The sequence below is a fragment of the Rhodobacter sp. 4.3.4 genome, assembly GCF_058724655.1.
This window is the reverse complement of sequence record NZ_CM178967.1, coordinates 3,075,217-3,092,353: the sequence shown is the minus strand read 5'-3', so window position 1 is coordinate 3,092,353 and position 17,137 is coordinate 3,075,217. Positions and strand designations below refer to the sequence as shown.

General features: G+C 67.0%; 15 protein-coding genes. 9 read left to right on the top strand and 6 right to left on the bottom strand.

Going from position 1 to position 17,137, the window contains the following annotated elements:
- Positions 1–43: 43 nt before the first annotated feature.
- Positions 44–2,704: a type I DNA topoisomerase gene (topA, locus tag AC4PTB_RS15300; protein WP_492190732.1), complete on the bottom strand. Its 2,661-nt coding sequence runs from the start codon at positions 2,702–2,704 to the stop codon at positions 44–46.
- Positions 2,705–2,817: 113 nt separating this feature from the next.
- Between topA and AC4PTB_RS15295 the strand changes: the two genes are divergently transcribed.
- The gene (locus AC4PTB_RS15295; protein ID WP_492190731.1) at positions 2,818–3,261 is read left to right on the top strand and encodes a hypothetical protein; all 444 of its coding nucleotides are present in this window, start codon (positions 2,818–2,820) and stop codon (positions 3,259–3,261) included.
- Between the two features lie 2 nt (positions 3,262–3,263).
- Here the strand turns inward: AC4PTB_RS15295 and dprA are convergent, their stop codons facing one another.
- Both dprA and tldD read right to left on the bottom strand, forming a co-directional pair.
- A complete protein-coding gene (gene dprA / locus AC4PTB_RS15290) occupies positions 3,264–4,415 on the bottom strand; it encodes a DNA-processing protein DprA (RefSeq protein ID WP_492190730.1) in 1,152 nt (383 codons plus the stop codon).
- Positions 4,416–4,597: 182 nt separating this feature from the next.
- Complete coding sequence (gene tldD / locus AC4PTB_RS15285) at positions 4,598–6,019, bottom strand: metalloprotease TldD (protein ID WP_492190729.1); 1,422 nt, start codon at positions 6,017–6,019, stop codon at positions 4,598–4,600.
- A 159-nt stretch (positions 6,020–6,178) separates the two neighbouring features.
- On the opposite strand from tldD, the gene thrC reads away from it, so the two are divergent.
- From thrC to AC4PTB_RS15265, 4 genes are all read left to right on the top strand, one after another.
- On the top strand, positions 6,179–7,585 hold the full coding sequence (gene thrC / locus AC4PTB_RS15280; protein ID WP_492190728.1) for a threonine synthase: 1,407 nt from the start codon (positions 6,179–6,181) through the stop codon (positions 7,583–7,585).
- Positions 7,582–8,841 (top strand): M16 family metallopeptidase, encoded by a 1,260-nt coding sequence (locus AC4PTB_RS15275; RefSeq protein ID WP_492190727.1) that lies wholly within the window; start codon positions 7,582–7,584, stop codon positions 8,839–8,841. The genes thrC and AC4PTB_RS15275 overlap by 4 nt, the downstream gene beginning before the upstream one ends.
- On the top strand, positions 8,841–9,425 hold the full coding sequence (locus tag AC4PTB_RS15270; protein WP_492190726.1) for a GNAT family N-acetyltransferase: 585 nt from the start codon (positions 8,841–8,843) through the stop codon (positions 9,423–9,425). The genes AC4PTB_RS15275 and AC4PTB_RS15270 overlap by 1 nt, the downstream gene beginning before the upstream one ends.
- A gap of 66 nt (positions 9,426–9,491) precedes the next feature.
- Positions 9,492–10,901: an FAD-binding oxidoreductase gene (locus tag AC4PTB_RS15265; protein WP_492192646.1), complete on the top strand. Its 1,410-nt coding sequence runs from the start codon at positions 9,492–9,494 to the stop codon at positions 10,899–10,901.
- 248 nt (positions 10,902–11,149) lie between these two features.
- Here the strand turns inward: AC4PTB_RS15265 and AC4PTB_RS15260 are convergent, their stop codons facing one another.
- Entirely contained in the window at positions 11,150–11,680 is a 531-nt protein-coding gene (locus AC4PTB_RS15260) for an adenine phosphoribosyltransferase (protein ID WP_492190725.1), read from the bottom strand.
- Between the two features lie 3 nt (positions 11,681–11,683).
- Complete coding sequence (locus tag AC4PTB_RS15255) at positions 11,684–12,562, bottom strand: S-methyl-5'-thioadenosine phosphorylase (protein WP_492190724.1); 879 nt, start codon at positions 12,560–12,562, stop codon at positions 11,684–11,686.
- A gap of 123 nt (positions 12,563–12,685) precedes the next feature.
- On the opposite strand from AC4PTB_RS15255, the gene AC4PTB_RS15250 reads away from it, so the two are divergent.
- Both AC4PTB_RS15250 and AC4PTB_RS15245 read left to right on the top strand, forming a co-directional pair.
- Complete coding sequence (locus AC4PTB_RS15250) at positions 12,686–13,573, top strand: DMT family transporter (protein WP_492190723.1); 888 nt, start codon at positions 12,686–12,688, stop codon at positions 13,571–13,573.
- A gap of 82 nt (positions 13,574–13,655) precedes the next feature.
- Positions 13,656–14,897, top strand: coding sequence for a glycosyltransferase (locus AC4PTB_RS15245; protein WP_492190722.1), 1,242 nt, complete (start codon positions 13,656–13,658; stop codon positions 14,895–14,897).
- Between the two features lie 223 nt (positions 14,898–15,120).
- On the opposite strand, the gene AC4PTB_RS15240 is transcribed toward AC4PTB_RS15245, so the two are convergent.
- Positions 15,121–15,711 (bottom strand): flavin reductase family protein, encoded by a 591-nt coding sequence (locus tag AC4PTB_RS15240; RefSeq protein WP_492190721.1) that lies wholly within the window; start codon positions 15,709–15,711, stop codon positions 15,121–15,123.
- Positions 15,712–15,788: 77 nt separating this feature from the next.
- Between AC4PTB_RS15240 and AC4PTB_RS15235 the strand changes: the two genes are divergently transcribed.
- Complete coding sequence (locus tag AC4PTB_RS15235; RefSeq protein WP_492190720.1) at positions 15,789–16,274, top strand: GNAT family N-acetyltransferase; 486 nt, start codon at positions 15,789–15,791, stop codon at positions 16,272–16,274.
- A 52-nt stretch (positions 16,275–16,326) separates the two neighbouring features.
- On the top strand, positions 16,327–17,085 hold the full coding sequence (locus AC4PTB_RS15230; protein WP_492190719.1) for an EcsC family protein: 759 nt from the start codon (positions 16,327–16,329) through the stop codon (positions 17,083–17,085).
- Positions 17,086–17,137: the final 52 nt, after the last annotated feature.

Below are 17,137 nucleotides of genomic sequence, written 5' to 3'. Positions count from 1 at the left end.
CAAGGCCGGGGCACGGTGTCAATTGCCGCGTCGCGGCGAAGGCTCAGTCCTCGATGACCTCGCCGCCCTCGGCCGGGTTTTGCGGGGCGGTCTTTTTGGGGGCGGCTTTCTTCGCGGCCGGTTTCTTCGCGGCGGTGGTCTTCGTCGCCGCCTTCTTGGCCGGAGCCTTCTTTGCCGCCGGTTTCTTCTCGGCGGCGGGTTTGGCGGCCTTTTTCGGCGCCGCCTTCTTGCCGCCTTTCGAGGCCTTGGCCTCCAGCAGCGGCAGGGCTTCCTCCAGCGTCATCGCCTCGGGTTCCGTGCCCTTGGGCAGCGTCGCATTGACCTTGCCCCATTTCACATAGGGCCCGTAGCGGCCGGGCATCACCTGCACGACGCCGCCATCGGGATGTTCGCCCAGCTCTTTCAGCGGTTGCGCCGCCGCCGCCGCGCCGCGGGCGCCGCCGCGGGCGAGTTTCTGCGCCAGCACTTCGACGGCGCGGTTCATGCCGATGGTGAAGACCTCTTCGACATCGGGCAGGTTCGCGTAAGTGCTGTTGTGCTTCACATAGGGGCCGAAGCGGCCGATGCCCGCCTCGACCAGCGCGCCATCCTCGGGGTGATTGCCGATCGGGCGCGGCAGGTTCAAAAGCTGCAAGGCGCGGTCCAGATCGATGCTTTCGGGCGACCAGCCCTTGGGCAGGCTGGCGCGCGGCGGTTTCGGCGCTTCCTCCGTCGGCTCGCCCTTTTGCACATAGGGGCCGAAACGGCCGACGCGCAGGGTGATCTGTGCGCCGTCGTCCTCGCCCAGCACCTTGCCGTCCAGCACGCCCGCCTCGCCATCCGCCGGGGCCGAAAGCGGCCGCGTATAGCGGCAGTCCGGGTAATTGCCGCAGCCGATGAAGGCCCCGCCCGAACGCGCAGTTTTCAGATGCAGCCGCCCGGCAGAACAGACCGGGCAGGAGCGCGGGTCAGAGCCATCGGCGCGCACCGGGTAAAGATGCGGCCCCAGCACCTCGTCGATCTTCGACAGCACCTCGCCGATGCGCAGATCCGCGGTCTCGGCCAGCGCCGCCGAAAAATCGCGCCAGAACCGGGCCAGCACGTCCTTGTAAGGCCGGTCGCCCGCGGAAATGTCATCCAGTTCGGTTTCCAGATCGGCGGTGAAATCATATTCGACATAGCGGCGGAAATAGTTCGACAGGAACGCCGTCACCAGCCGCCCGGTATCCTCGGGGATCAGCCGGTTCTTGTCCTTGCGCACATAGCCGCGGTCGACGATCGTCGTCAGGATCGAGGCATAGGTGGAGGGCCGCCCGATGCCCAATTCCTCCATCCGCTTCACCAGCGTCGCCTCGGTGTAGCGCGGCGGCGGCTGGGTGAAATGCTGCTCGGGGGTGATCGCCCCTTTCTGCGCGGGCTCGCCCGCCATGATCTGCGGCAGCCGGGCGCCATCCTCGCCCTCGTCATCGTCGCGGCCCTGATCGTAGATTTTCAGGAAGCCGTCAAAGGTCACCACCTGCCCGGTGGCGCGCAGCTCGACCTGATCGTCTTTCGATCCGACATCGACCGTGGTCCGTTCCATCACCGCCGCCGACATCTGGCTGGCGAGCGTGCGCTTCCAGATCAGGTCGTAAAGCTTGCCTTGGTCATCCGCCAGTTTCAGCTTGTCCGGGCTCTGGCTCATGTCGGTGGGGCGAATGCATTCATGCGCTTCCTGCGCGTTCTTCGCCTTGTTCTTGTACATCCGCGGGCTGGAGGGGACGTATTTGTCGCCAAACCGCCGCTTGATCTCGTCGCGCGCGGCCATCACCGCCTCGGGGGCCATGTCGATCCCGTCGGTCCGCATGTAGGTGATGTGGCCTGCCTCATAAAGCCGTTGCGCCGCCGACATGCAGGCCTTGGCGCCCATGCCGAACTTGCGCGAGGCTTCCTGCTGCAGGGTCGAGGTCATGAAGGGCGGATAGGGGTTGCGGGTGGCCGGTTTCGCCTCGACCGATTTCACGGTGAGATCGCGCGAGGTGACGGCCTGCACCGCGAGTTCCGCATCGGTTGCCGTCGTCAGGTCGAACTTGTCGAGCTTCTTGCCGCCCAGCACCGTCAGCCGCGCGGTGAAGGTCTGGCCGCGCGGGGTGGTCAGCTCTGCCGTCACCGTCCAGTATTCCCGCGCCCGGAACGCCTCGATCTCCATCTCGCGCTCGACGATCAGCCGCAGGCAGACCGATTGCACCCGACCGGCCGATTTCGCGCCCGGCAGCTTGCGCCACAGCACCGGGGACAGGTTGAAGCCCACCAGATAATCGAGCGCGCGACGGGCCAGATAGGCGTCGACGAGGGCCTGATCGACCTCGCGCGGCGCTTTCATCGCCTCGGTGATCGCCGATTTGGTGATCGCATTGAAGGTGACGCGGCTGACCTTTTTCTTCTTCAGCTTCGAGGCCAAGGCCTGCTGCAGGTGCCAGGAAATCGCCTCGCCCTCGCGATCGGGGTCGGTGGCCAGGATCAGTTCGTCATCATTGGCCAGCGCGTCGGTGATCGCCTTGATATGCTTTTTGCTGTCCGCCGCGACTTCCCATTTCATCTCGAAATCGGCCTCGGGATCGACCGAGCCATCCTTGGGCGGCAGATCGCGGACGTGACCGAAAGAGGCCAGAACGGTATAGTCGGAGCCGAGATACTTGTTGATCGTCTTGGCCTTGGCGGGGGATTCGACAACAACAACGGCCATGACTTCCTCTTGATCACTCTCGCAAACCGGTTCAGCGGCGGACCATGCGGGGGGTTGGGGGCAAATGTCAATCCGGCTTCCGTCGCAGCCTGCGCGGGCCGAAAGGGGGAAAGATGCGGGGAATTGTCGTTCTGGGGCTGGTTCTGGCGGCGGGGACCGCGGTGGCGGGCGATTGGGAGAGCCCGGCGCGGGGCTCGCAGCTGCGGGGGGATCTGCTTGATGCGCTGCGCCCGCTGGTGGAGTGGCAGCTGGGTGCGCCGGTCGAATTCGTGGTGACCGAGATGCGGGTGAAGGGCGATCACGCCTTCGCCACGCTGCTGCCGCAGCGCCCGGGCGGCGGGCGGATCGACATGGCGCAGACCCCGATGGTGGCGCGCGAGGAGTTCGACCCGGAACTGGCCGAGGGGGCCGATCACGTCGAGGCGCTTTGGGTGAAATCCGGGCGGCAATGGGTGGCGGTGCATCATGCGGTGGGCGCCACCGATGTCTGGTATTCCTGGGAGCCGATCTGCGCCACCTTTCGCGACGTGATCCCCGAGGCCTGCGGCGGCATGTGAGATCACCCCCGGCTGAGCAACCCGCCCGGATGGCGGGTGATTTCGCCTTCGATTTCAAGGCCGATCACCTCGCGCGAGAGGGTGGCGGCGTCGATGCCCAGATCGCGGATCACCGCATCCTCGGGCGTCGGCGCCGGGCCAAGGAGCGCCAGAAGCCGCGCCCGCAGCCCGGCGACGGCGGTTTTTGCGACCGGTGTCGGCTGCGGCGCGGTTTCGGGTTGCGGCACGGTTTCGGGTTGCGGCACGGGGCGGGGCGCGGCGACAAGGCCCATCGCTTCGATCACATCCTCGGCGCCGCGGATCAGCGTGGCGCCGTCGCGGATCAGCATGTTGCAGCCCGCGGCGCGGGCATCCATCGGATGACCGGGCACCGCCATCACCTCGCGCCCGTAATCCAGCGCCATCCGCGCGGTCAGCAGGCTGCCCGAGCGTGCGGCGGCCTCGACCACCAGCGTCGCGCGGGAAAGCGCCGCGATGATCCGGTTGCGCTGCGGAAAATGCCGCGCCTGCGGCTCGGTCCCCGGGGGCAGTTCCGACAGCAGCAGCCCTTCGGCGGCGAGGCGGTCCGCCAGATCGCGATTCTCGGGCGGATAGATCACCTCGATGCCGCCCGCCATCACCGCGATCGTGCCGGTGGGCAGGGCGGCGTCATGGGCGGCGGCATCGATGCCGCGCGCCAGACCCGAGACGATGGCGAATCCCGCCCGGCCCATCTCCTCGGCGAGTTTGCGCGCCATCCGCAGCCCCAGCGACGAGGCATTGCGCGCGCCGATCACCGCGACCCGCGGACGGTCGAGCAGATCAACCCTGCCGCGCGCCCAAAGCACCGGCGGCGCATCGGAAAAATCCAGCAGATCCGTGGGATAGCCCGGCCCCCCGGGCAAAAGCAGCCTTGCGCCAAGGCGTCGGCCGGCGGTCAGCTCCGCCTTGGCCACGGCGGGCGGGCAGGGGCTGTAATCGGCAGATCCGGCGGCCCGGGCAATGCCCGGAAGCGCGTCCAGCGCCGCGGCGGCACTGCCATGATCTTTCAGCAATCGGTGAAACGTCGTGGCCCCGACACGACGAGAGCGAGCGAGACGGAGAAACGAGAGTTCGTCTTCTTCCGTGGTGGGTGGGGTGAAGGGGGTGGGGTAAGAAAACAAACTTGTTTTCATCCGTCCCTCCGCCTCGTCGCAGGATCAAATTGCCCCATTAATCTTAACAAAGCGTTACCGAAATCGCCATTCTCTTCCAGGTTGAGGAAAATTTTCAGAAAACCCGCTTAAATTGCAAAATGTGGCCCGGATAGGCCCGTCGTTTCGGGGTTTCGGCGCCAATGCGGCCGGGGGACGGCGAATCAGGCGGCCGAACCGCCCACGGTCAGCCCGCCGATCAAGAGCGTCGGCTGGCCCACGCCGACCGGCACCCATTGCCCGGCCTTGCCGCAATTGCCGATACCGGGGTCCAGCGCCAGATCGTTGCCGATGGCGCGGATCTGTTTCATTGCGGCAGGCCCGTCGCCGATCAGCGTCGCGCCCCGCAGCGCCGCGCCGACGCGGCCATTTCGCACCCGGTAGGCCTCGGTGCAGTTGAAGACGAATTTGCCGTTGGTGATGTCGACCTGCCCGCCACCGAAACCCACCGCATAGATGCCGTCCTTCAGATCGGCGAGGATGGCGGCGGGGTCCGTGTCGCCCGCCAGCATGTAGGTGTTCGTCATCCGCGGCATCGGCGGATGGGCATGGCCCTCGCGCCGACCATTGCCGGTCGGCGTCACCCCCATCAGCCGGGCGTTCTGCCGGTCCTGCATGTAGCCGACCAGCACGCCATCCTCGATCAGCACGGTGCGGTTCGAGGGCGTGCCCTCGTCATCGATGCTGATCGAGCCGCGCCGGTCGGGGATCGTGCCGTCATCGAGCACCGTCACCCCCCGGGCCGCGACCTGCTCGCCGATGCGCCCCGAAAAGGCCGAGGATTTCTTGCGGTTGAAATCCCCCTCCAGCCCGTGGCCCACGGCTTCATGCAGCATCACCCCGGGCCAGCCCGGGCCGAGCACGACATCAAAGGCCCCCGCGGGCGCGGGTTCGGCGGCAAGATTGACCAGTGCGATCCGCAGGGCCTCGCGCGCGATCGGCTGCCAGTGCCCGGGCGCGATCAGCCCCGCCAGACCGATCCGCCCGCCGCCGCCATTGGTGCCGCTTTCGCGCCGGCCGTTTTCCTCGACGATCACCGAGACATTCACCCGCGCCATCGGCCGGATATCGGACAGCACCCCGCCTTCGGGGCGCAGGATGAACACCTCCTGCAGGCTGGCCGCCACCGTCGCCGTCACCTGCACCACGCGCGGGTCGAGATCGCGGGTGAAGGCGTCGATCTCGCGCAGGATCTCGATCTTCGCACCGAAAGCGGCATCGGCCATCGGATCGGCGGCGCCGTAAAGATGCCGGTTGGTGCGCGCAGGCGGCGGCGCCATCACCCCGCCGCCATCACCCACGGCCAGCCGCGCCGTCTCCGCCGCCCGTTTCAGCGCGGCTTCGGAAATCTCGGTCGCATGGGCATAGCCCGTCACCTCGCCGCGCACGGCGCGCAGGCCGAACCCCTCCGACGCATCATAAGACGCCGTCTTCACCCGGCCATCGTCGAAGACGAGGCTCTCCGAACGCATCCGTTCCAGAAACAGCTCGCCATCATCGGCGCCCGCCGTTGCCGCGCGCAGGATCGCCAGCGCGGAAGCTTCGTCGATCTGCGTCTCGAAAGGGGCAAAGCGGTCCTGGCTCATCTGCGGCTCCTTTGTGCTTCCCTGCAGATATAGCCGCCCCGGGTGAAAGGAAAGGCAATCGCGCAAAAGCGAAGGCGGCAAGGCCCCGGCCTTGATGCTTGGGGCTGACAAGGTTTCCGTTCTCGCGTATCAGGCGGTACCGAAATCGAAGGGCGAATGATGCGTTATATCTCCACCCGGGGGCAGGCCCCGGTCCTGAGCTTTGCCGAAGCCATGCTGACCGGGCTTGCCCGCGACGGCGGACTTTACGTCCCCGAAACGGTGCCGAGCCTGAGCAAGGACGAGATCGCCGCGATGGCGGGGCAAAGCTACGAGGAGGTGGCCTATCGCGTCATGGCGCCTTTCGTTGGCGACACCTTCACCGAGGCAGAGCTTCGCGGCGCCATCGCCAAGGCCTATGCGGGCTTCGGCCATGTGGCGCGGGCGCCCTTGGTGCAGCTTGCGCCCGGGCATTTCCTGCTGGAACTGTTTCACGGCCCGACGCTGGCGTTCAAGGATTTCGCCATGCAGATCATCGGGCAGCTGTTTCAGATCGCGCTTTCGAAAGCGGGCAAGCGCATCACCATCGTCGGCGCGACCAGCGGCGACACCGGCTCGGCGGCGATCGAGGCCTTCAAGGGCCTTGAGAATGTCGATGTCTTCATCCTGTTCCCGCATGGGCGCGTGTCGGATGTGCAGCGCCGGCAGATGACGACGCCGCCGGAAAGCAACGTGCATGCGCTGGCGCTGTCGGGCACGTTTGATGATTGCCAGAACCGGCTGAAAGACATGTTCAACGACTTCGCCTTCCGCGACGAGGTGGGTTTGGCGGGCGTGAACTCGATCAACTGGGCGCGGGTGCTGGCGCAGGTCGTTTACTATTTCACCGCCGCGGTCAGCCTTGGGGCGCCCGCACGCAAGATCAGCTTCACCGTGCCGACGGGGAACTTTGGCGACATTTTCGCGGGCTTTATCGCGCGGGAAATGGGTCTGCCGATCGAACAGCTGGTGATTGCCACGAATCAGAACGACATCCTGCACCGCTGCCTGAGCACGGGCGAATACCGGATGGACGGGGTGAAACCCTCGATCAGCCCGTCGATGGACATTCAGATTTCCTCGAACTTCGAGCGCGCGCTGTTCTGGGCCTATGGCAAGGACGGCGCCGCGGTGGCGCAGCTGATGGAGGAGCTGAAGACCAAGGGCGGCTTCACCGTCAGCCAGGGCGCGCTGGAGGCGCTGCGCGAGACTTATGCTTCTGGCCGCGTGTCCGAGGCCGAGACCGCGCAGACGATCACCGAGGAACGGACTCGCTCGGGCGAGCTTTTGTGCCCGCATTCGGCCGTGGGGGTCCGCGTCGGTCATGCCCATGCCCGCCCCGAGACCCCGATGGTGACGCTGGCCACCGCGCATCCGGCGAAATTCCCCGATGCGGTCGAGGCCGCCACCGGCCTGCGCCCCGGCCTGCCGCCGCGCATGGCCGATCTGTTCGAGCGCCCCGAGCGCGTCACCCGGGTGCCCAATGATCTGGCGGCGCTGGAAGCGCTGATCCGCAAGGCCCGGACGCTTGGGGAGCCCCGGGCATGATCGAGCTGACCACGCTGCCCAACGGCCTGCGCATCGTCACCGAGCGCATGCCGGGCCTTGCCTCGGCCTCGGTCGGCGTCTGGGTTCTGGCGGGCGGCCGCCATGAACGGCTGGAACAGAACGGCATCGCGCATTTTCTGGAACATATGGCCTTCAAGGGCACGAAGACCCGCACCGCGCTTCAGATTGCCGAGGCGATCGAGGATGTGGGCGGCTATATCAACGCCTATACCTCGCGCGAGGCGACGGCCTATTACGCCCGCGTGCTGAAAGCCGATGTCGGTCTGGCGCTCGACGTGATTTCCGACATCGTGCTGAATTCGATCTTCGATCCGCGTGAAATCGAGGTCGAGCGCCATGTGATCTTGCAGGAAATCGGTCAGGCGCTCGATACGCCCGACGACATCATCTTTGATTGGCTGCAAGAGGCCGCCTATCCCGATCAGGCGATGGGGCGCACGATCCTTGGGCCGTCGGAGAATATCGAGCGCTTCGGGCGCGAGGATTTCGAACGGTTCGTGGCGGAACATTACGGGCCGGATCAGATGATCCTCTCGGCGGCCGGTGCGGTGGATCACGCCGCGATCGTGAAACAGGCCGAGCGGCTCTTCGGTCATCTGCGCCCGATCGGCGCCCCCGCGGTGCAGCTGGCGCGCTGGTCGGGCAACGAACGGCGCGAGCTGAAAGACCTGGAACAGGTGCATTTTGCGCTCGCCTTCGAGGGGCCGGGCTATCGCGATGCCGATCTTTACACCGCGCAGGTCTATGCGACGGCGCTGGGCGGCGGCATGTCTTCGCGGCTGTTCCAGAAGATCCGCGAGGAACGGGGGCTTTGCTATTCGATCTTCGCGCAGGCCGGGGCCTATGACGACACCGGGATGATCACGATTTACGCGGGCACCTCGGGTGAGGAAGTGGCGGATCTCTGCGGTCTGACCATCGACGAGCTGAAACGCGCCGCCGAGGACATGACCGAGGCCGAGGTGGCGCGGGCGCGGGCGCAGATGAAGGCGGGCATGCTGATGGGGCTGGAAAGCCCGTCCAGCCGGGCCGAGCGGATGGCGCGCAATCTGGCGATCTGGGGCCGGGTGCCAGGGCTGGATGAGGTCTCCACGCTGATCGATGGCGTGACGGTCGAGGCGGTGCGCTCTTATGCCGGGCGGATGATCGCGCAGGATCGCACGGCGCTGGCGCTTTACGGGCCTGCCGAAGCGGCGCCCGATCTGGCGGGGCTGCGGCGGAGGCTGGCGGCCTGATGTTCCTGCGGCGTCGGAAACCTCAGGTCGAGACCGAGCGGCTGACGCTGCGCCTGCCTCTGCATTCCGATTTCCGCGACTGGGCCAGCCTGCGCGCCGAAAGCCGCGAATTCCTGACGCCCTGGGAACCCGCATGGTCGGCCGAGCATCTGGGCCGCAAGGCCTTTGCCAACCGGGTCTATTGGGCGGCGCGGGCGGAAGCGGCGGGTACGGCGCTGCCGTTCGTCCTGATCGAGCGGGCGACGGGGCGGGTGCTGGGGGCGATCACGCTGGACAACATCCGCCGCGGACCGGCGCAGGCGGGAACTTTGGGCTATTGGGTGGGCGCGCGCTACGCCCGGCAGGGCTTCATGCGCGAGGCGATCGCGGCGGTGGTCGATCATGCTTTCGGGCCGATGGATCTGAGCCGGATCGAAGCCGCCTGCCTGCCGGAAAACGCCGCCTCGCGCGGGGTGCTGGAAAAATCCGGCTTCAAATACGAGGGCGTGGCGCAGGCCTATCTGCAGATCAACGGGCGCTGGCGCAACCATGTGCTTTACGCCAACCTGCGCCCGGATCGGCGCGGGCGCACCGATATTGGCTGAGGAAGCCGGGGGTTTTCCACCCCCGGACCCCCGGAGGATATTTTAGGCAAGATGAAGGGGAAAGCCGTGCTGAACCCGGCGGATGCTGCTTTTGTGAAACGATTGGCCGTGGCGGTGCCGGGGCTGTGGCTGGGGGCGGCGGAGCCCCGCTATCTGGAAGAGCCGCGCGGGCGCTGGCGCGGGCAGGCGGGCGTGCTGGCGCGGCCGGAAACAACTGCGCAGGTCTCGGCGCTTCTCGCCTTTTGTCATGCGGAACGGGTGGGCGTCGTGCCCTTTGGCGGCGGCACCGGGCTTGTCGGCGGGCAGGTGGCGTCGGAGGGGCCGGTGCCGGTGCTTCTCAGCCTGGAGCGGATGCGGGCGGTGCGGCAGGTCGATGGCCAGGCGCTGGTGATCGAGGCCGGGGCGACGCTGCAGGCGGTGCAGGACGCGGCGGCGGCATCGGGCAAGCGCTTTCCGCTGACGCTCGCCTCGCAGGGCTCGGCGCAGATCGGCGGCTGTCTGGCGACCAATGCGGGCGGCGTGAACGTGCTGCGCTATGGTTCGGCGCGGGCTTTGTGTCTGGGGCTGGAGGTGGTGCTGGCCGATGGCACGATCTGGCACGGGCTGAAGCGGCTGGCCAAGGACAATACCGGCTATGATCTGCGCGATCTGATCATCGGCGCCGAGGGCACGCTGGGCATCATCACCGCGGCCAGCCTGCGGCTGCACGAGCCCCCTGCGGTCGAGGGGGTGGCGCTGCTCGCCGTGCCGTCCCCCGCGGCGGCGGTGCAGCTTCTCGGCCTCGCACAGGCGCGGTTTGCGGGCTGTGTTTCCGCCTTCGAGCTGATTTCCGGGCAGGGGCTGGCGTTCTTGCGCGAAGTCGGCCCCGAGGTCGCGCTGCCCTTTGCCACCGATCCCGACTGGTCGGTGCTGATCGAGCTGGGCCTGCCCGCCGGGATGGAGGCCGAGGCGGCCTTCGCCGGTCTTTATGCGGCGGCGGGCGATCTGGTGAGCGATGCGGTCGTGGCGCAATCGGGGGCGCAGGCGGCAGCGCTTTGGGCGATGCGCGAATCGATCCCGCTGGCCAACCGGCGCATCGGCGCGATTTCCAGCCATGACATCGCCGTGCCGGTGGCCGACATTCCCGCCTTCATCACCGCCGCGACCGAGCGGCTGGCCGATATGGGCGATTTTCGCATCAATTGTTTCGGCCATGTCGGCGACGGCAACCTGCATTTCAACGTCTTCCCCGCCGCGGGGCGGCGACGCGAGGAGTATGAGGCGATCCGCTCCGGGGTGATGGAGGCGGTGCATCGGCTGGTGGTCGAGCGGTTTGACGGTTCGATCTCGGCGGAACACGGGATCGGGCGGCTGAAGGTGGGCGAGCTGGCGCGCAGCGCGGACCCGGCGAAGATGGCGATGATGCGGGCGATCAAATCGGCGCTGGATCCGCGCGGCATCCTCAATCCCGGGGTGATCCTGCCCGCCGCGGGCTGAGGCGGGGCGGAAAGGAATGCGCCCTGCCGGGGTAGGCAGGGCGCTGCACTTTTGGTTCACGTGTTGCAAGCAGCCGAACCATCAGGCCCGCTCTGAGTACCGCGATTCGGGTTGTCAAAAGGTTAACCGAAGTAACCTTGAGGATTTATCTTCTCTGCACCCGGGAAAGTCCTGCCGAAAGACCGCCGATCCGGGGGAGCAAAAGAAAAGGCGCCCCGAAGGGCGCCTTTGCGGGATGTCGCAGCGCCTTACGCGCCGTCGAATTCGCACAGGACATGCACCTGCATGCCCAGATCGCGCAGCAGGTTGCGCCCGCCCAGTTCCGGCAGATCGACGATGAAGGAACAGCCGACAATCTCGCCGCCCAGACGCTCGACCAGCTTGATCGCCGCCTCGCAGGTGCCGCCCGTTGCCAGCAGATCATCGACCACCAGCACCTTTTCGCCCGGCTGGATCGCGTCGTCATGCAGCTCCATCACCGCTTCGCCATATTCGAGCTTGTAGGATTGCGAAATCGTCTGCCCGGGCAGTTTGCCCTTCTTGCGGATCGGCACGAAGCCTTTTGAGAGCTGGTGCGCGATGGCGCCGCCCAGAATGAAGCCGCGCGCCTCAAGCCCGACGACCTTGTCGATCTGCTCGCCCGCCCAGGGGTGCAGAAGCTGGTCGATCGCCATGCGGAAGCCGCGCGGATCGGCGAACAGCGTGGTGACATCGCGGAACAAGATCCCCTCATGCGGGAAATCGGCGATGGTGCGGATGTAATCCTTGACGGTCTTCATGGGTCAGCCTTTCAGGACGCGGCCCATCACGGGCATCAGTCGGGCAATCACTTCGGGGTCGCGTTTGGCGGGGGCGGTCATGATCGCGCCATCCAGCACATGGGTGCAGCCTTTTTCGCAAGGAATGGCCGGACCCTTGAGGAGCGCGGGCAGGGCGGCCACAAGCGCGCGGGCCTTGCCGGCATTGGCGATTGCCGTGGCCACCACCTGGGCCACATCGACGGCGTCATGGTCCGGGTGCCAGCAATCGTAATCGGTCACCATCGCGACGCAGGCATAGCACAGCTCGGCCTCGCGCGCCAATTTCGCCTCGGGCATGCCGGTCATGCCGATCACATCGGCGCCCCAGCTGCGGTAAAGACGGCTTTCGGCCAAGGTCGAGAATTGCGGCCCCTCCATCGCGACATAGGTGCCGCCCTCGTGCACCGTCACGCCGGTCGCCCGCGCCGCTTCGGCGCAATGGGCCGACAGCCGCCCGCAAACCGGATGCGCGACCGAGACGTGACCCACCAGCCCGGTCTCGAAAAAGCTCTTCACCCGCGCAAAGGTGCGGTCGATATATTGATCGATGATGACGAAATCGCCGGGCGCGTATTCTTCTTTCAGCGAGCCCACGGCCGAGACGGCGACCAGATCGGTCACGCCCATCATCTTCATCGCCGCGATATTGGCGCGGTAGTTCACCGTCGAGGGGGTGAAGCGGTGCCCCCGTCCGTGCCGCGGCAGAAACGCCATCCGCACCCCATGGAGCCGCCCGGTCAGGATCTCGTCCGAGGGCGCGCCAAAGGGGGTCTCCACCGGTTGCCATGTCGCCTCTTCCAGCCCGTCGATGTCATAAACACCCGAGCCGCCCATCACCCCGATCATCCGGTCTGCAGTCATTCCAAAGTCCTCGCCCTGGCCCTTCGCGGCCGCGCGCAGCTTAGGCGGGCGGGGCGGAACGGAAAAGACCATAGAACTCTGCCGCTCCGCGTCATATTTACACTTCGGGGGCAGGGAGAGAGCATGGATCACCGCAGCGAACTGGGCGCCGAGAATATCCGCGGCGCGGGGCTGATGACGCTCGCCATGGCGCTTTTCGCGCTGGAGGACATGTTCGTCAAACAGGCGGCGAAGGCGCTGCCGGTGGGCGAGGTGCTGATGCTGTTCGGGCTGGGCGGGATGATCTGCTTTGCCGTGCTGGCGCTGGCCTCGGGGCAGGGTCTCTGGCATCCGGCGGTGGCAAGCCGGCTGATGGGCGTCAAGGCCGGGTTCGAGATCACCGGGCGGCTGGGCTACACTTTGGGCATCGCGCTGACGCCCCTGTCGAACGCCTCGGCGATCTTGCAGGCGACGCCGCTTGTGGTCGTGGCGGGCGCGGCGCTGATCTTTCGCGAACGGGTTGGTGCGGCGCGCTGGGTGGCGGTCGGCGTCGGTTTTCTGGGCGTGCTGGTGATCCTGCGCCCGGGGCTCGAGGGCTTCGTGCCTGCGGCGCTCTGGACGGTGCTGGGGCTGCTGGGCTTTGCCGGGCGCGATCTGGCCACCCGCGCCGCGCCCAAGGTGCTGACGAATTTCCAGCTCGGCTTTTACGGCTTTGCCGCGCTCATTCCGGCGGGAGCGATCATCCTTGCGGTCACCGGCGGCGCGGTGCTGCCCACCCTCGCGGACCTGCTGCCCGTCCTTGGCGCGACCCTGTTCGGCGTCACCGCCTATTGGGCGCTGACCAAGGCGATGCGCCTGGGCGAGGTCGCCGTCGTCACGCCCTTCCGCTACACAAGGCTTTTGTTCGCGCTGGCGCTTGGCCTTTTCGTCTTCGGCGAGAGCCTTGATGCCGCCACGCTTGCGGGCGCGGCCCTCGTCGTCGGCTCGGGCGTCTACACGCTTCTGGCGGGCGCAAGCCGGCTGAAACGCTGATCTTTCATCTTGCCCGAAATACCTCGGGGTGCGGGGCAGAGCCCCGCTTGCACCGCCATTTCCCCGCGCCTACCCTGCGCGCATGAAACCCGTGATCGTCTTCGTTTCCGCCGTCACCCCGGGCCAGTTCAATGGCCTTGCCGAATATCTGCATGCCGCCGGTCTGGCCGAGAGCTGGTATCTCACCACCGCGGGCCATGCGAAAACTCATGGTGAAACCTACAAGCGCCTGCTGCCCTTCACCCCGGACGGCCAGATCATCGCGCCGCAAAGCTATTACTATTCCGACAAGACCGAACGGTCGGCGCGGATTTCGCGCGGCGTGCTGAGCGCGCTGACCGAGCTGCGCAAGACCACCCGGATCGATCTGGTCTTCGCCCATGGGCTCTGGGGGGCGCCGATGTTCCTCTACGACGAGATTGACGCCGCCATCGCTTCCTATATCGAGTTTCCCAGCTATGCCGCGCATGGTTGGGATCCGCGCTATCCGCCCGATCAAAGCCAGCGGCTCTCCGACCGCAACATGGAGATGCTGAGCTTCCATCAGATCCTGAAATCGGATCTGACCATCGTGCCCTCGGCCTATGCGCGCAGCCTTTTGCCCGCCGAGCTGCAGCCGCGCGTGGCGGTGCAGTTCGAAGGCTTCGAGATCAAGCCGTTGCCGCCCGCGCCGCCCGGTCCCTTCACCATCGGATTTTCCGCCCGCGATCTGTCGAATTGCAAGGGGTTCGACATTTTCGTGCGGCTGGTCGACCGGCTGGTGCGCGAGGGGACGGCGGATCGGCTTGGCATCCGCTTCGCCGCGATCGGCGATCCCAAAGCCAGCACCTATGGCTATGAACAGCAATGGGTCGAGCGCCATTTCCGCAAGGATGCGAGCTTTGCCGAATATCTGGTGCGCAGCTATCCCGCCGGGGGCGAGCGCATCCTGTTTCCGGGCAAGCTGCCCTATGACACCTTCGTCGAGGCGCTGGCGCAGGTTGATCTGTTCCTCTACCCGCTGCGGTTCGGGGTGGGCAACTGGGGGCTGATGGAGATCCTTGCCCGCGGCAAGCCGGTGATCGCCTCGAACGCCACCTTTGCCCCCGAGATGATCGAGGACGGGGTGAACGGCGTGCTTCTGCCGGTGGGCGAGAATGGCGAGGATGATCAGTGGATCGCCGCGATCGAGCGGCTGGCGACCGATCCGGCGCTGCGCGCGCGGCTGGGGGCGGCGGCGGCGGAACGCGGCCGGGCCTATCATCTGGATCAGGTCGCGCCGCGCTACATGGCGCTGTTCGAGCAGGCGATCGAGACGGGCAGGCGGCGGAGGGCCGGGGGCTGATCCGGCCGAGGGCCGGTTCGGTCGGAAAAGGAAAGGCACCGCCTTTCCCCGCCCGCAGCGATCCGGTCGCCCCAAGACCGTCTGCCCCAAGCGGAACATAGGCCAGCGCCCAGCCCCGGCGGGCGAGAAGCGCCCGCCATGGGCGGGGCGGGCGCTGGCCGAGGGCCTTTGGGCCCCCGGCTGTCGCGGGGCAAATGTCGCGCGTGGCCTCGGCCAGACCGCCTCAGGGTCGCGCCATCTCGAAGGTTTCGGTCACCGTCGCGTAATCCATGTAGCCCAGACGGCTCAGCCGGTCGGGCGGGCTGTAGCGGCCGTCAATCAGGCAATCGGGGCGGATATGCACGCCGACCACCGCGCCATGCACCAGAAAGTTGCTTTGCCCCAGAAGCGGCACGATCTGCACCAGACGGCACTCGAGCGCCGCCGGGGCCGCCGCCACGCGCGCACAATCGATCACCTCGCAGCGGGCCTTTTCCAGCCCGGCGGCCAGAAATTCATCCGCGCCCGCCGCCAGCATCGCCGAGGTCGCGTTCATCTGCGCCGCCAGATCCGAGCTGACCAGATTGACGCAAAACACCCCGCTTTCGCGGATCTGCGTCACCGTATCTTTCGTGTCGCCGCGGTCGGGCTTTGCCGCGGTCGAGGCAAAGACCACCTGCGCCGGGCTGGCCGAAACGGCGGTGAAAAACGAATAGGGCGCCAGATTGTCGCCCATCTGCCCGCGCGTCGAGATCCAGCCGATGGGGCGCGGCGCGACGATGGCGTGGAACGGATCATGGGGCAGGTCGTGACCCTTGTCGGGGCGGTAGAACATGCGCGGCTCCTTTGATTTGAACCTGACATAACCGCGTGTTAGGCGCCTTTCGAGGGCGAATCGCAAAGGGTCGGGGCATGTATCAGCTCGAGGAAGAGACCGAAGCCGACTGGTGGGAGGTCGAGGCACTTTATGACCTGTGTTTCGCCCCGGGCCGCACGGCGCTGTCTTCCTATCGGCTGCGCGACGGTGTCGAAAAGGTCGCCCCCCTGTGTCTTGTGCTGCGCGAAGACGGCGTTCTGGCGGCGGTGATCCGCTACTGGCCGGTCAGGGTCGGCGGGCAGCGCGTGCTGCTGCTGGGGCCGGTGGCGGTCCACCCGACGCGGCAGGGCGAGGGGCTGGGCGGCCTTCTGATGCATGAAAGCCTGGCCGAGGCGCGGCGCCTGGGCTGGGAAAGGGTGCTGCTGGTGGGCGACGCGCCCTATTACAACCGCTTCGGCTTTGAAAAGATCGAGGGGGTGGAGATGCCGCCCCCCACCAACCCCGACCGGGTTCTGGCGCTGGAGCTGGTCCCCGGCGCCTGGGAGGGGGTGCGCGGCGCGGTGGAAAAGTTCCTGCCCTGATCTTTCGCCCCCGGCCCGGCCTTCCCATATCCGGGGCAGCCAAGGGGGAGCCATGCAACCTGAAATCCTGTATCCGGTCACCGACAAACGCCTGACGGATGAACTTGACCTGCTGGCGCGGCGGCATCGCGCCGCCTCGGGGCCGATGATGCAGGTGATCACGCTGGTTGGCACCGGCGCCGAGACGGTTCTGGGCAAGCTGGCCACCCCGGTCCGCGACCGGCTGGAGGGCGCCACCGAACGGGCGCTGGAAACCGCCTTCACCGTCGCCACCCGCTCGCGCGAGGTGGTGGCGGACCGGCCCGACTGGATCAACACCGCGCTGACGACGGCGATGGGCGCGGCGGGCGGCGTCGGCGGTCTGCCCGGGGCGCTTGCCGAACTGCCCTTCACCGTGACGATGCTGTTGCGCGCCATTCAGGGCATCGCCGCCGAACATGGCTTTGACCCCGACAGCGAGGAGGTGCGGCTTGAGTGTCTGCGCGTCTTTGCCGCCGCGGGGCCGCTGGCGCGCGATGACGGCGCCGACATGGGTTTTCTGGCGGCGCGGCTGACGATCACCGGGCCGGGGCTGAACAGCCTGATCGCCCGCGTCGCGCCGCGGCTGGCCGCCGTGCTGGGCCAGAAACTGGCCACCCAGGCGGTGCCGATCTTGGGCGCGGTGGCGGGGGCGGCGGTGAACTATGCCTTCACCAGCTATTATCAGGACATCGCCCGGGTGCATTTCGGTCTCAAGCGGCTGGCCCGCGACAGCGGCGAGGACGAGGGTCTTTTGCGCGAGGAGCTGGTGATGCGGATCACCCGGCGCTGAGCGGCAAACCTGCATTTGCGCCGAACATATTCATTGAACTGCACCTGTGGAG

What these genes read in the sequence shown, in the direction of transcription:
- AC4PTB_RS15295 (WP_492190731.1), top strand. Translation starts at nt 2,818, where the DNA reads ATGCGGGGAATTGTCGTTCTGGGGCTGGTTCTGGCGGCGGGGACCGCG.
- dprA (WP_492190730.1), bottom strand. Translation starts at nt 4,415, where the DNA reads ATGAAAACAAGTTTGTTTTCTTACCCCACCCCCTTCACCCCACCCACC.
- AC4PTB_RS15245 (WP_492190722.1), top strand. Translation starts at nt 13,656, where the DNA reads ATGAAACCCGTGATCGTCTTCGTTTCCGCCGTCACCCCGGGCCAGTTC.
- AC4PTB_RS15255 (WP_492190724.1), bottom strand. Translation starts at nt 12,562, where the DNA reads ATGACTGCAGACCGGATGATCGGGGTGATGGGCGGCTCGGGTGTTTAT.
- thrC (WP_492190728.1), top strand. Translation starts at nt 6,179, where the DNA reads ATGCGTTATATCTCCACCCGGGGGCAGGCCCCGGTCCTGAGCTTTGCC.
- topA (WP_492190732.1), bottom strand. Translation starts at nt 2,704, where the DNA reads ATGGCCGTTGTTGTTGTCGAATCCCCCGCCAAGGCCAAGACGATCAAC.
- tldD (WP_492190729.1), bottom strand. Translation starts at nt 6,019, where the DNA reads ATGAGCCAGGACCGCTTTGCCCCTTTCGAGACGCAGATCGACGAAGCT.
- AC4PTB_RS15260 (WP_492190725.1), bottom strand. Translation starts at nt 11,680, where the DNA reads ATGAAGACCGTCAAGGATTACATCCGCACCATCGCCGATTTCCCGCAT.
- AC4PTB_RS15230 (WP_492190719.1), top strand. Translation starts at nt 16,327, where the DNA reads ATGCAACCTGAAATCCTGTATCCGGTCACCGACAAACGCCTGACGGAT.
- AC4PTB_RS15275 (WP_492190727.1), top strand. Translation starts at nt 7,582, where the DNA reads ATGATCGAGCTGACCACGCTGCCCAACGGCCTGCGCATCGTCACCGAG.
- AC4PTB_RS15240 (WP_492190721.1), bottom strand. Translation starts at nt 15,711, where the DNA reads ATGTTCTACCGCCCCGACAAGGGTCACGACCTGCCCCATGATCCGTTC.
- AC4PTB_RS15250 (WP_492190723.1), top strand. Translation starts at nt 12,686, where the DNA reads ATGGATCACCGCAGCGAACTGGGCGCCGAGAATATCCGCGGCGCGGGG.
- AC4PTB_RS15270 (WP_492190726.1), top strand. Translation starts at nt 8,841, where the DNA reads ATGTTCCTGCGGCGTCGGAAACCTCAGGTCGAGACCGAGCGGCTGACG.
- AC4PTB_RS15235 (WP_492190720.1), top strand. Translation starts at nt 15,789, where the DNA reads ATGTATCAGCTCGAGGAAGAGACCGAAGCCGACTGGTGGGAGGTCGAG.